14 protein-coding genes and 1 pseudogene are annotated in these 12,559 nt (G+C 47.4%); 5 read left to right on the forward strand and 10 right to left on the reverse strand.

What is annotated here, in order from left to right; translation table 11 throughout:
* The 4 genes and pseudogenes from A2517_RS04110 to A2517_RS04125 form a co-directional block, all read right to left on the reverse strand.
* Positions 1-249 (reverse strand): annotated as a pseudogene (locus tag A2517_RS04110) (hypothetical protein); the annotation flags it as partial.
* A 6-nt stretch (positions 250-255) separates the two neighbouring features.
* Positions 256-759, reverse strand: a complete 504-nt coding sequence (locus A2517_RS04115; protein ID WP_294894428.1) for a hypothetical protein — start codon at positions 757-759, stop codon at positions 256-258.
* Complete coding sequence (gene recJ / locus A2517_RS04120; protein ID WP_294894430.1) at positions 711-2,306, reverse strand: single-stranded-DNA-specific exonuclease RecJ; 1,596 nt, start codon at positions 2,304-2,306, stop codon at positions 711-713. Before recJ ends, A2517_RS04115 begins: the two co-directional genes overlap by 49 nt.
* Entirely contained in the window at positions 2,290-3,918 is a 1,629-nt protein-coding gene (locus A2517_RS04125) for a CTP synthase (protein WP_294894432.1), read from the reverse strand. The genes recJ and A2517_RS04125 overlap by 17 nt, the downstream gene beginning before the upstream one ends.
* A 142-nt stretch (positions 3,919-4,060) precedes the next feature.
* Here A2517_RS04125 and A2517_RS04130 point away from each other — a divergent pair, with 142 nt between their 5' ends.
* A complete protein-coding gene (locus tag A2517_RS04130; RefSeq protein ID WP_294894434.1) occupies positions 4,061-5,671 on the forward strand; it encodes a cation:proton antiporter in 1,611 nt (536 codons plus the stop codon).
* Here A2517_RS04130 and A2517_RS04135 read toward each other — a convergent pair.
* The 6 genes from A2517_RS04135 to A2517_RS04160 all read right to left on the reverse strand — a co-directional run bounded on the left by A2517_RS04135 (position 5,666) and on the right by A2517_RS04160 (position 9,447).
* Positions 5,666-5,974: a hypothetical protein gene (locus A2517_RS04135; protein ID WP_294894436.1), complete on the reverse strand. Its 309-nt coding sequence runs from the start codon at positions 5,972-5,974 to the stop codon at positions 5,666-5,668. The two genes, A2517_RS04130 and A2517_RS04135, sit on opposite strands and share 6 nt — an antisense overlap.
* Positions 5,974-6,582, reverse strand: a complete 609-nt coding sequence (gene pyrE, locus A2517_RS04140; RefSeq protein WP_294894455.1) for an orotate phosphoribosyltransferase — start codon at positions 6,580-6,582, stop codon at positions 5,974-5,976. The genes A2517_RS04135 and pyrE overlap by 1 nt, the downstream gene beginning before the upstream one ends.
* Positions 6,583-6,587: 5 nt before the next feature.
* Positions 6,588-7,145 carry a ribosome recycling factor gene (gene frr / locus A2517_RS04145; protein WP_294894438.1) on the reverse strand — a complete coding sequence of 186 codons (558 nt, stop codon included), beginning with the start codon at positions 7,143-7,145 and terminating at the stop codon, positions 6,588-6,590.
* 16 nt (positions 7,146-7,161) lie between these two features.
* Positions 7,162-7,479, reverse strand: a complete 318-nt coding sequence (secG, locus tag A2517_RS04150) for a preprotein translocase subunit SecG (RefSeq protein ID WP_294894440.1) — start codon at positions 7,477-7,479, stop codon at positions 7,162-7,164.
* A 214-nt stretch (positions 7,480-7,693) separates the two neighbouring features.
* Positions 7,694-9,091, reverse strand: a complete 1,398-nt coding sequence (locus A2517_RS04155; RefSeq protein WP_294894442.1) for a DUF1007 family protein — start codon at positions 9,089-9,091, stop codon at positions 7,694-7,696.
* A complete protein-coding gene (locus tag A2517_RS04160; protein ID WP_294894444.1) occupies positions 9,076-9,447 on the reverse strand; it encodes a Fur family transcriptional regulator in 372 nt (123 codons plus the stop codon). Before A2517_RS04160 ends, A2517_RS04155 begins: the two co-directional genes overlap by 16 nt.
* An 86-nt stretch (positions 9,448-9,533) precedes the next feature.
* On the opposite strand from A2517_RS04160, the gene A2517_RS04165 reads away from it, so the two are divergent.
* The 4 genes from A2517_RS04165 to A2517_RS04180 all read left to right on the forward strand — a co-directional run.
* Positions 9,534-10,484, forward strand: coding sequence for a zinc ABC transporter substrate-binding protein (locus A2517_RS04165; RefSeq protein ID WP_294894446.1), 951 nt, complete (start codon positions 9,534-9,536; stop codon positions 10,482-10,484).
* A complete protein-coding gene (locus tag A2517_RS04170; protein WP_294894448.1) occupies positions 10,475-11,236 on the forward strand; it encodes a metal ABC transporter ATP-binding protein in 762 nt (253 codons plus the stop codon). Before A2517_RS04165 ends, A2517_RS04170 begins: the two co-directional genes overlap by 10 nt.
* 11 nt (positions 11,237-11,247) lie before the next feature.
* Complete coding sequence (locus A2517_RS04175; RefSeq protein ID WP_294894451.1) at positions 11,248-12,048, forward strand: metal ABC transporter permease; 801 nt, start codon at positions 11,248-11,250, stop codon at positions 12,046-12,048.
* A partial coding sequence (locus tag A2517_RS04180; RefSeq protein ID WP_294894453.1) for a methyltransferase domain-containing protein occupies positions 12,045-12,559 on the forward strand: 515 nt, incomplete at its 3' end. The genes A2517_RS04175 and A2517_RS04180, both read left to right, overlap by 4 nt.

Raw genomic sequence — 12,559 nt, forward strand, 5'->3', positions numbered from 1 at the left:
ATGCTCGAAACTTTGTGCCAACAACAGCCACGATTCGGAGCTGAGGGAGTTGGTCTCTACTTGCTCGGTAAGTTTTTCCCCCTCGCCGATCGATTCGAATTTGCCTAAAAACGATTCGAGGTCATGGTGTTCACGCGCGCTTTTATACCGCCCCCACCAGTAGCTTAGAAAGGAGAGGATGAAAAGGAGGATAAAAAAAACGACGATGCCGAAAAGGGGATCGCGAAATTCAATAAAAAATGTGTCCATCCCGTATTATAGCTTTTGATAGGTTATTTCGCGAATCGTTCTGCTTTTTGAATCGATTCGGTAGAGGAGGGAGGGCTCCTCGGCGTAGTGGCAGAGATCATCACTGCAATTGAGGGTTTTTGTTTGCAGCAATATATCTCCTAGCCCTTGGTTATTCTTATTTTTAATGAGGGGTGAGAGGATATGAATGGAAGCGATCTTTTTTCCGGAAGCATCGGAGACGATGTGTGCCATTGCGGAATTCCCCCGTTTCATCTGAAATAGTATTTCGCTCTCTTGCGGAGAGATTTGGCTCAGTTTCTCAAATTCAAAGCCGCTTAGTGACGTGCTGATCTGCTCAAACGGAGTCTCCGGATGGATAGCACCCAGCCCCTCTTCACTGATGAGCAGCGGGTAGGGGAGGGTATCGCTTGGGGTACTACACCCGATAAGAATGAGAGCGGTGATGAGGATACGGAGGATCAAAATATCCGCTCCACCATGAGCTGAAGAGAGACCCGTCCATTCCACTCGTTTTTATTCACCGTATAACTGCACGACATTTTTTTGCTCTGGGGGCATTCGAGTGTCCGCCGAAACGCAATCAGTTCAAGTGTTTTGGGGCTGAGCCGTGAGGGACGCAGTTCAACACGGCTGTGGGACTGATCGCTTCCGAAGAGTTTTACCGTAACGACATCGGCCTCACGAATCAAAAATCGCGGGCGGGGATTCCCTTCGCCGTAAGGCTCGAATCGCTCCAGAAGTTCAAGGAGTTGAAAATTGATCATCTCGTGCTCCAACTCCCCGACAATATCGTTATGGGGGATAAAGTCTTTTGGATTAACATGTTTGGCCGCGTCATTGATCCCGCGTCGAAACGACTCTACGGCGTCATCTTCCATGGAGAGTCCTGCCGCCATTTTGTGTCCGCCGAATTTGACGAGGAGGTGCTCTTGGGATTTGATAAGGGTATAGAGATCGACGTTGCCGATACTGCGACCGGACCCTTTTGCAATGCCGTTATGGAGACTCAGGACAATGGCAGGCTTTTGAAAATGGTTGACAAGACGAGAGGCGACGATTCCGACAACCCCCTCATTCCAGTGCTCACCGGCGACGACTATGATGGGATCATCATGGTTAACGTGCAGCATCGCCTCTGATGTCGTTTGCGCTTCGGTCTCTTTACGCAATGTATTGAGAGAGGTGAGAAGCTCAAACTGATGGTATGCCCGCTCGGTGGTGTCGGCCAGCAGAAAATCGAGGGCGATGGAGGCATCTTCGAGTCTTCCTGCCGAATTAATACGCGGAGCGATTTGAAAAGCGATATCTTCCGCCGAGATGGCGGAACGGTTTAGAAAATCGCGGATCATCACAAAAGGGGAGAGGGTTGATGTTTGCATCATCTCCAGACCCGTTTTGACGATGGCACGATTGATCCCCACAAGGGGCATAACATCGGCGATAATCGCGAGGGAGAGAAAAGGGAAAAATTGCCGCATATCGCTCGTGAGTCCCAGCTCTTGTTTAAGAAGCCCCATAAGAAGCCATCCTACCTGTGCGCCGCATATCTCCTTGAACGGATAGGGGCAATCGCTCTGTTTGGGATTGATGATGGCATAGGCATTAGGGAGGCTATCACCCGGGGTATGGTGATCGGTAATGATCAGATCAATCCCTCTTGCTTTACATACCTCTGCTGCTTCGAGGGCATTGATCCCGTTATCGACCGTAAAAATAACATCGGCATCGAGTCGCTCCAGTACATTTTTCGAGACACCGTATCCGTCGGTAAATCGGTTGGGTATCGTGGTGATGAGGGGGTAGGGGATGAGGTCGAAAAAACGTTTGACGATCGCGGTCGAGGTGACGCCGTCGACATCGTAATCACCCACCAGTGCGATACGTTCACCGTTACGGATAGCATGTGCGAGCCGTTCGACACCTTTCTGGGCATCTTTGAGAAGACTGGGGTGGGGGATATCGGAGAGCTTTTCACTCTGCGCCTCAAATCGGCGCGCTAAAAAACTCCCCAGAGCACTATGATCGAGTAGGGGAACCTCAGGCAGGGTTTGCATGCGAGAAAGTTGCCTTTACAAATCCGAGGATCGAAGCATTCGGGCTTTGGAGACGTGAGGTGAATTCAGGGTGGAACTGTACCCCTAAAAACCACGGATGCGCAGGAATCTCTACCGCTTCGATAAGACCGTGTGATTCTCCGGTTACGACCATTCCCGCAGCTTCAAGCGCCGCACGATAGGTTGGATTAGCTTCGTATCGATGACGATGGCGCTCATGGATAAGGGCTTCGTTATTATAGGCGGTGCGGAGGTTTGAACCCTCTTTCGTTTCGCACGGATATTCACCCAAGCGGAGCGTCCCTCCCATAGGTGAATGGTGTGTACGGAGTTGTGTTTCACCCGATTGGTCGATAAAATTATCGATCAAATAGATCATCGGATGGGTTGTTGCTGGGTTAAACTCAATCGAGTTGGCATCCTCATAACCTAACACGTTACGGGCATACTCGACGATGGAGAGCTGCATTCCCAAACAAATTCCCAAATACGGGATTTTGTTTTCACGGGCATAGCGGATTGCCTGAATTTTCCCCTCAACGCCGCGATTACCGAAACCGCCCGCTACGAGAACCGAATCACAATCACGTAAAAGAGCTTCGGCCCCCTGTGTTTCGATTTTTTCACTGTCAACCCAGTGGATTGCTACACGGGTATCGAGGTGTGCACCGGAGTGGATGAGGGCTTCGATCAGTGATTTGTACGACTCTTTGAGCTCCAAATATTTACCGACGAAAGCGATCGTGACGTGGTATTTCGGAGAGACGATTTTTTTGACCAATGAATCCCATTGTTCCATATCGGGTTTGAGTTCGCCCAATCCCAACTCTTTGCTGATCGGAGCAAGGATATTTTGTTGTAAAAAGCTGAGCGGCACGGCGTAAATGGTTTGCTCATCCATCGCTTCGATGATACTGTCACCGCTGACATCACACGCTAACGCGAGTTTCTTTTTAAAGGTTTTCGGGAGTTTTTCTTCACTACGGGCGATAATCATCTGCGGAGTGATTCCGATACGGCGAAGCTCTTGAACCGAGTGCTGTGTCGGTTTGCTTTTGTGCTCACCGGCTGCTTTGATGAACGGGATGAGGGTGACATGGATGAAAAATGTCCCCTCAACCTCGTCATCGTGTTTCATCGTACGGATCGCCTCCATAAACGGAAGCCCTTCGATATCTCCGACGGTACCGCCAAGCTCGACGACAAGAATCTCATGCCCCTCACCCGCTTTTTTGATCCGATCGACAATCTCTCCGACGATATGAGGGACGACTTGAATCGTTTGTCCTAAATATCCGCCGCTGCGTTCACGTTCAATGACCGAACTGTAAACCTGACCGGTTGTAAAGTTGCTGGTACGTAAAAAGGAGGTGTCGAGAAAACGCTCGTAGTTTCCGATATCGAGATCGGTCTCTGCTCCATCTTTGGTAACAAAAACTTCACCGTGCTCTAGAGGACTCATAGTTCCCGGATCGACATTGATATAGGGATCGATTTTGAGCATACCGACTTGTTTGCCGGAGTGTTTGAGGAGTGCACCGATGCTGGCTGCCGTAATCCCTTTTCCGAGTGAACTCAGAACTCCGCCGGTTACAAAAATATATTTGGTCATTGAATCATTCCTTAGCTCTTAGCGTTTTACGATTGGGTTAAATGGGTCGTGATGATCCAAAACGTCGACAAATTGCCGCTCTTCTTAAGGAACGTATTATATACTTTTAAGACTTATAAAAACGTTTGAAAGATGGAATTTAATGGAATCGGCTTTATATTACGTCACGATAGCGTTGGGAATGTCGATCATTGTCAATCTTATTTTAAAACGGTTTGGAATTTCTCAAATTATCGGATACATTCTAACGGGTGTGACGGTAGCGTATGCTTTCGATTTGCGCCATATGAGTGATTCGCATACCTTAGAGATGATCGCCGAATTCGGTGTGGTCTTTTTGATGTTCACGATCGGGCTTGAAGTCTCGCTTCAACGCCTCTCCACGATGAAAACCGATGTTTTTTTTAACGGATCGCTGCAGGTTCTTCTCTCCTCCGTGATCTTTTTTGCGATTGCCTACTGGGGTTTTGGTATCTCATTGGAGAGCGCTTTGATTACCTCTATGGCTCTTTCACTCTCATCAACGGCGGTCGTCCTCAGTTATCTAAAATCGACCAAAGAGATTGCCCGACCTTACGGTCAAAAAGCGACGGGAATTTTGATTTTTCAAGATATTGCCGTCATCCCGATCCTGATTTTGATCGGTTTTTTGAGCTCAAACGGTAAAGATATCGGTGATGTTTTACTTCAAACGGCCATCAGTGCGGTCGTCATTGTCGGATCGCTTTTTATTGTCGGTAAGCGGGTGATGACATGGCTGCTCCATTTCTCCTCTTCCAGTGAAGTGGACGAGTTGTTTATGGGCTCTGTTTTGGTCATCGTCGTTGCCTCCTCACTGCTCGCTTCCTATGCAGGGTTTACCTATTCGCTGGGGGCATTTGTCGCGGGGATGATCATTGCCGAAACCCGTTACCATCATAAAGTCGAATCGGATATCGCCCCTTTTAAAGATTTGTTACTCGGGACATTCTTTGTCACGGTGGGGATGAAGATCGATTTGGCACTCTTTACGAGCCATTTTTTCGAGATACTAGCCATTCTCGGTGTCGTTTTAGCGGTGAAAGCCGTCGTAATTTTCGGTGTAATTCGAATCCATTCACAGTCAAAAATAGCCTTTAAAACCGCTATTGCCCTCGCGCAAGTGGGGGAATTTTCGTTTGCTATATTCGCATTGGCGGGAAATTACAGATTGATTCCCGAAGAGCTCTCTCAGCTTTTGGTTTTAGTGGCGGTTCTTTCGATTATCCTGACTCCGTTTGTCCTGACCTATCTAGCGACTATCAGCGGCTATTTTTTCAAAGATGTCAGTGTAACCGAAACCTTTGCGATGCTTCCGGGACGGCACAACCATATTATTGTGTGCGGATACGGTATCGTCGGAAAGTTTGTGGCAAAAGAGCTGCGTGCTTCGGGAGTCGACTATGTCGTAGCCGATAACAGCTATAAGCACGTCCAAGAGGCGCTTCGTGACCATCAAGAGGTCTATTTCGGGGATATGTCCAAGAGTGCTATTTTGGATAAACTCTGCACCAAAGATTCCGTCAGTGTTATTATTACCCTCGACAATCTTGAGAAAAAGCGGCTAATCTGCGAAGCGATACTCCGATATGCTCCGGAGGTCAAACTGGTCGTTAAAGTGGTGAGTTTGGAAGAGAAACGGGAGTTACGCGGCCTTCCTATCACGATTACGATTGATGGGAAAAAAGAGGTGGCTGCCCGCCTTGTGAGCGAAGCGCTAACCTGCGAATTATGATTTTTTAGGCTGTTCGGTTACAAGCCACTGAAGATAGCCGATTGACCACTCCAGATCTTCTATGGCGGTATCAACGGCTTCGAGCGGCTGATCAAGGTTGGCTTTCAACTCTTTAAGACGCTGTTTAAGATACTGCGCCATATGATAGTAGGTATTGAGCGAGGTATCGTCTTGGGCTTTGATAATCAAATCTTCGAGTGTTGCGACGAGCTCTTTTTCGTTGGGGAAAATATTTCCCGCTTTGCGAAGGGTACGCTGTACCCGCTGGAGGTGTGCCATATCGAGTTTGAAATTCTCAGACATCAGTTTCCTCGTGAACCCGGTTTAATCGCTTCGCTTCCGTTTACGCACAACGGACAGTTATCGGGTGCATACATTTCGAAATCGAAATCAGCAAGAGCAAAAAGAGGTTTGTCCGAGGAGAGTGCACAGTTAGCTTTACGCTCCAACGCACTGCCGTCGCGTTTACAAAAACCGCGATTGGCAAGAGCGGCAAATCCCACCACTACGCCACCGAGGGCTTCGATCGCCTTTGCGGCTTCCATTGCCGAGCCGCCGGTGGTGATGATATCTTCACAGATGAGGACACGTTCGCCCGGAGTGATCTCAAATCCGCGACGAATTTGCATCTCACCGTTGACACGCTCTGCAAAAATGGAGCGTTTGTCGAGTGCCGTCGCGAGGGCGAATCCTGCGATCAAACCGCCGAGGGCAGGGGCACAGACGGTATCGATAGCAATTCCGCTTGCTTTGATCGTATCACTCAGCGCATCGGCGAGGAGTTTTGCCGTTTTCGGTTGTTCCAACACTTTTGCCGATTGGAGGTAATAGGCAGAGTGGTTGCCTGAGCTGAGTTTAAAATGTCCCTCGAGCATCGCGCTCGCATCGAGGTAGATTTGTTTGATATCCATCACAGTTATACCGTCAAGATATCTTGCTCTTTACTTTTGAGCAATTCTTCGATTTTGGCAATAAATTTATCGGTGATTTTTTGAACTTGATCTTGAGCTGATTTAGATTCATCAGCCGTAACGAGTTTGTCTTTTTCGAGTACTTTGATTTTGTCGTTTGCTTTTTTACGGTCATTACGTACCGCTACTTTCGCATCTTCCGCCATCCCCTTGGCTTTTTTTGCCGTCTCTTGACGCTGATCAACCGTCATTGCAGGGAAGAAAAGCTTGATTTCGGTTCCGTTGTTGTTCGGATTAACACCGATATCGGCTTTCATAATCGCTTTTTCGATAACGCTAAGCATTGATTTATCCCATGGAGAGATAGTAATCGTTGTAGCGTCGGTGGCTAAAACACTCGCTGCTTGATCGATCGGAGTGAGTGAGCCGTAGTTATCGACACGAACATTATCCAATATTTTAGTGGTGACACGTCCTGTGCGGAGTGTGCGAAAGTTGCTGAGCAAGTGCTCACAGCTCCCTTGCATCTTCTCTTCACAAAATTGATACACTTCGTTTAACATGAAATTCCCCTTCGTCTTATTTGGTAGTGTTGGTGTCGTTGACGATATTGATCGTCGGCGCCGTAACTTCTGTAGTATCGATCATAGAATCAACAACGGAAGCATTTTTTTGCTGAGCGTAAAAATAGCCCAATGCAATGGTGTTGACTACGAAAACAAATCCGAGAAAAAAGGTTACTTTAGCCAAAAAGCTTCCCGGTCCTTTAGCCCCGAAAACCGATTCGTTGGAACCGCTGTATGCTCCCAAACCGATGCTTGAGCTTTTTTGTAGCAGTACCGCGATGGTGATCATAACGACCAAAACGATCTGCACGATGAGCAGTATACCTGTCATGTTAATCCTTGATTTTTAAAAAAGTTCGCGATTATAGCATAGTGTTTATAAGTCTCGAATGAAGCTTCCTTTTAAAAGAGTAGGACTAAAATACCCTTTTTAAACAAGGGAGAGAATGTGTGTTCAAAATGTACCCAAAAGAAAAAAGTCGCTTTTATGTTTGCTATGGTTGTTTCGTCCGTAGCGTATTATTATATTTTTTCGTGATCAGCATTTAAGACCCCATAATTAAGAGTAAACTGGCTGAAAACATTATCGCTACCCCTAGAATATCGATAATTTTGAGAGCTTTGTTGCCATAAGAGCTGCCTTTTTTCCGTAAAGCCGTCCCCAAAGCCGCTGTGATCGCGATCGTCATTCCCATCCCCAGACTCATCACCATGGCACTCACCGCCCCCAGCCAAATCATTCCCATGGAAATGGCGAACAAAAAGACAACAATGGTTCCGGGACATGGGACAATCCCTGCGCCCAAAATTAGCATCAAATCGGTCGAGTTGGCGGTAGTTTTACAGCTGTGACATCCGCAGCTGCTGACGTGCGGTGCTGCGGTACTAAATCGCATTGCAGCAGGTTTTTGACGGTAAAAATTCCATTTTTGACGGGCTAAATAGAGGGCGATTGTGAGAATGACAACTCCGCTTGCTTTGGTGGCATAGAGGGAAACATCTTGAATCGTTTGGGAAAACATGGTGTGAACAAACCAGTAGAGGATCATCGTGATGGCAAAAGCACTTATTACATGCGTCGTCGCAATGAGGAGAGCTATCCCGATCCCCCGTCCGTAACTGCGCTCATTGACGCTGAAATAACTCGCCACCAATGTTTTTCCATGACCGGGACCCGCTGCATGAAGGATGCCATAGAGAAGGGAGAAGAGAAGAATAGCTCCGATGGTATGTACGTTCGGGTGTTCTTGAGCCTCGATTAGAGTGGCGTGGATTTTTTCGGTAAGGGTTCGTAAGCTTTCGCTAAATCCACCCTCTTGCGTGTTTTGAGTATTCCCCCCAAGCGGTGATGCTAGGGCAATGGTTAGGGGCTGTAAAGAGATATCCAAAACAGAATCAGAACCTTTGGAAATCTTAGGCTTGGTGAGTTTAGTGGCTATACGCGCTGATTTATTAGGTGTGAGAAATACAGTTTTATCGTTCAGATGATAAATTATTCCGTTATTGAAAGCGGCATTGGCATCGTAAGCGATGCGAAGATGTAGTGATTGCTTGATAGGCTCATTGAGAGGGATATTAAATCGATAAATTACCAGCCCTTTTTCCACTCTAACGGTAAAGTTGTTAAGCTTTTTGAGCCAAATTTTACGATTATTGAGAGTGGGACGGATAAAAAAGCCCATCTCTTTCATAGAGGCTATTGATTTATAGACTTCATAGCGTTCACTGTTTTCAAATTTAGTGTTTCGGTTGGTGTCGAAATCTCCCAGTACCATTTGTGAGAACATTGGATCAAGCGTCCACTCCACATCAACCGATTTGAGGGTGTTGTTTGAGACATTGAGATAAAGATGGGTGAGCACTTTGATATCGCCGTAACTGCATGCCAGACATCCCCAGCTGAGGCTTACCCACGTAGAGACTAAAATTAAGACGCGGAACATTGGGGGCATCGTCCTTTATAAATGATGGAGTCGATAGTGTAACCCTCTTGCTGGATAATCGATTGGGGGCTTAAACAGGAAATCGTGTGGCAGATTTGGCAGATGAAATGGGGATGGATATTTTCGGAGAGTTCAAAATACCGTTTTCCTTCATCCGATTCGATACCGTTGATGATATGGGCGGATTCGAAGCGTTGCATTGTCCGGTAAAAAGTGCTTTTATCGATTTTTGGATCAAGCGCGGCGTACTCTTCAAAACTGATCGGTTGTTTCTGATCGGCAAAGATGGTGAGTATCTTTTTTCGGGGGGCAGTGAGTCGAAAGCCGCCCTGGGTTATTTTTTCATCGAGTGTCATTTTGATAAGACTTCTTAAAATTTAAGGTTTATTGCAACTTAGTTGCATTAGAATGGTATCCGAATTTTATATAAGGAACCTGAATTATGGATACAAAACGATTAATAGTTTTTGGCGGTGTAATCGTCGCTATCGTTATCGGAGTCAGCTTTTTTTCACCGAAGCCTCAAGCGAAACAAACAGAGGGAGAGGTAAAACCAATTGTGTCCGTAAGCACTTTCCCCCTCTATGAAGCGGCTCGTAACATCGCAGGGGATGAGTTGGAGGTTCACAACATCATCCCTTTGGGCGGTGACGCACACATGTTTTCCCCTAATCCGACGCAAGTAGCCGAAATTTCGAATGCATCATTATTTATCTACAACGGTGCAGGTTTTGAGACGTGGGCAGAGAGTTTGAAAAACACCCTTCCTAAAACGACGCAAATTATTGATATGAGTCAGCACGTTGCGATGCAAAAAAGTGAAGAAGAACATGAGGAGGGGCATGATGAAGAGCATCAACACGGAGCCTATGATCCTCATTACTGGCTCGATATTGATAACATGATCAAAATGACCCAAACATTGGACGCCGAGTTCTCGAAACGTCTTCCGAGCAAAGCGGAGATATTTCATGGTAATGCCGCCACTTACATTGGAGAACTTCAAAAACTCAAAGCTGAGTATACTAAGGGGTTGGCGGAGTGTAACAATCGGACACTTGTCTCCAACCATGACGCGTTCGGATATTTGGCACATTCGAATAAACTTGAAAACATTTCGGTAGTCGGTCTCTCAAGCGATGAGCAGCCAAGTGCCAAAAACATTGCCGATATTATTGCAACGGTAAAAGAGCATGGTGTCAAAACGATCTTTTTTGAAGAGATGATCAACGATAACGTCTCTCAAACGATTGCCCGTGAGACGGGTGCCAAAGCGGTACCGCTTCAACCGCTGGAAAATATTAGCCAAGATGAGTTAAAATCGCATCAAACCTATCTTACGATTATGCGTGAGAACTTAAAAAAACTGCGTGAAGCGATGGAGTGCCGTTGAAATTTTTCCCGAGTCTTTTCGAAGTGAACGGTCTCAATTTTGAGCGGCAAGGTACTCTTGTCCTCAAAGGGGCAGCATTTCGCATATTATCGGGAGAATATTGCGCCATCATCGGTCCCAACGGCGGAGGAAAAACGACCCTCGTCCGCCTCTTGCTGGGACTCGAAAAACCGACTTCAGGGGATATCAAACTTTTTGGCATCCCTCAAAACCGCTTTCGTGATTGGAACCGTATCGGGTATGTTCCTCAACGCTCCGCCCTTGTGGACAGTACGTTTCCGGCTACGGTACGTGAAGTGGTCGGGATGGGGCGATATGCCGTGCGGGGGATTCTTGGATTCGAATCACGTGATGATAAAACGGCGATTTCGGAGGCGATGGAGCTGATGGGGGTCAGTGATTTATCGGATCGTCTTATCGGAAACCTCTCCGGCGGTCAGCGTCAGCGGGTGATGATCGCTCGCGCTTTGGCGTCTAACCCCGATGTATTGATCGTCGATGAACCTAACACGGGGGTCGATGTCGAATCACAGCACCGTTTTTATGAACTCCTCCGAACCCTCAACCGCACCAAAAAAATGTCTATCCTCTTTATCACCCACGATATCGGGGTCATTGCCGAGGACATTACCCGTGTTTTATTTGTGAACCAAACGGTGCTTGTCTCCCAAAACCCTGCCGAGATGATCCGATGTGACGAGATGAGCCGACTCTACGGCACACCGGCGCACGTCGTGAGCCATAACCATTAGAAGGATAGTTGATGCTACTGGAAATGCTTGATTATCCCTTTATGCAGCGCGCTTTTATCGCGGGGCTTATGATTGCCGTGCTCGCCTCATTGAGCGGATCGTTTATCGTCCTCCGCCGTTATTCACTTTTGAGTGAAACCTTGGCACACGTCTCCCTTGTCGGGGTCTCGGTGGGGTTATTATTCGGTATGAGTCCTCTGTGGATGGCGGTGTTAGCCTCTTTAGTCGCATCGTGGATGATCGAGTACCTGCGCAGTGTTCACGGGATGTATTCTGATTCGGTACTCGCCATTTTTCTCTCAGGCTCCCTCGCACTGGCGATTGTCATCGTCTCTATGGCAGGATCGTTTAACGCCTCTCTTTTTAGCTATCTTTTCGGATCGATCCTCTCGGTAAGTACTCAGGATTTATGGGTCATGGGGATTTTCGGCTCGTTAGCGATGGCATTATTACTCGCGTTTTTCAAAGAGCTCTACTTTATCGCGTTTGATGAGGATGTTGCCCGAGCGGGAGGCATTCGCGTCACCTTGCTTAATTTCATGTTGGTAAGCATTATCGCCGTTATCATTGCCCTCTCCATTCGGGTGGTCGGAACCCTTTTGATCGGTGCGTTGATGGTGATCCCTCCCGTCGCCGCGATCCGATTCGGGATGGGTTTTTATCCCACCACCCTCCTCTCTATCGCCATCGCCCTTATCTCTGTGGTGATCGGATTGAGTGCTTCGTATCTTTTTTCACTCCCCAGCGGTGCGGCGATCGTCTTGTGCCTCTTGGTTATCTTTATCATCGCATTGGTCATTAACCGCCGATGAGCAATGCGTGTCATGAGTTTTCCCGCTATGCGGCCCAGTACGGCAGTCGCAATGTTATTCAGCGGCTTGTTGCCCAAAAACTGATTGCTTCTACCCCGAATCAGCCGAAGCGTATAGTGGATTTGGGATGCGGAAACGGAACCCTCTACTCATTGATCGATTGGGAGATTGAGCGTTTCGTCGGTGTCGATTTTTCAGAGCAAATGTTAGAACACCACCCTAAAAATTCCAATGTTGAATTATTATTGGGAAATTTCAATGATCCGTTATTATTTGAGAGCTTGAGCGAGGAGCGATTTGATCGCATCTACTCTGCGTCGGCATTACAGTGGGCGGATGATTTTGAGAGCGTTATACACTCTCTCGCCTCGCTCAACACCCCGATGTCATTGGCGATCTTCACCGCAGGCACCTTTAAAACCTTACACGAGTGCGCGGGGGTAACTCCGTTGCTTCGAAGTTCTGATGAGGTGATGGCTATCGCCGAGAAACATTTGGATGCACGGTTTGA

The organism is Sulfuricurvum sp. RIFOXYD12_FULL_44_77 (assembly GCF_001830725.1).
Classification (GTDB): domain Bacteria; phylum Campylobacterota; class Campylobacteria; order Campylobacterales; family Sulfurimonadaceae; genus Sulfuricurvum; species Sulfuricurvum kujiense_A.

Excerpts from the sequence above, each read along its gene's own strand:
- recJ (WP_294894430.1), bottom strand. The coding sequence starts at position 2,306 with ATGCAAACCCTGCCTGAGGTTCCCCTACTCGATCATAGTGCTCTGGGG.
- A2517_RS04125 (WP_294894432.1), bottom strand. The coding sequence starts at position 3,918 with ATGACCAAATATATTTTTGTAACCGGCGGAGTTCTGAGTTCACTCGGA.
- A2517_RS04130 (WP_294894434.1), top strand. The coding sequence starts at position 4,061 with ATGGAATCGGCTTTATATTACGTCACGATAGCGTTGGGAATGTCGATC.
- A2517_RS04135 (WP_294894436.1), bottom strand. The coding sequence starts at position 5,974 with ATGTCTGAGAATTTCAAACTCGATATGGCACACCTCCAGCGGGTACAG.
- pyrE (WP_294894455.1), bottom strand. The coding sequence starts at position 6,582 with ATGGATATCAAACAAATCTACCTCGATGCGAGCGCGATGCTCGAGGGA.
- frr (WP_294894438.1), bottom strand. The coding sequence starts at position 7,145 with ATGTTAAACGAAGTGTATCAATTTTGTGAAGAGAAGATGCAAGGGAGC.
- secG (WP_294894440.1), bottom strand. The coding sequence starts at position 7,479 with ATGACAGGTATACTGCTCATCGTGCAGATCGTTTTGGTCGTTATGATC.
- A2517_RS04155 (WP_294894442.1), bottom strand. The coding sequence starts at position 9,091 with ATGTTCCGCGTCTTAATTTTAGTCTCTACGTGGGTAAGCCTCAGCTGG.
- A2517_RS04160 (WP_294894444.1), bottom strand. The coding sequence starts at position 9,447 with ATGACACTCGATGAAAAAATAACCCAGGGCGGCTTTCGACTCACTGCC.
- A2517_RS04165 (WP_294894446.1), top strand. The coding sequence starts at position 9,534 with ATGGATACAAAACGATTAATAGTTTTTGGCGGTGTAATCGTCGCTATC.
- A2517_RS04175 (WP_294894451.1), top strand. The coding sequence starts at position 11,248 with ATGCTACTGGAAATGCTTGATTATCCCTTTATGCAGCGCGCTTTTATC.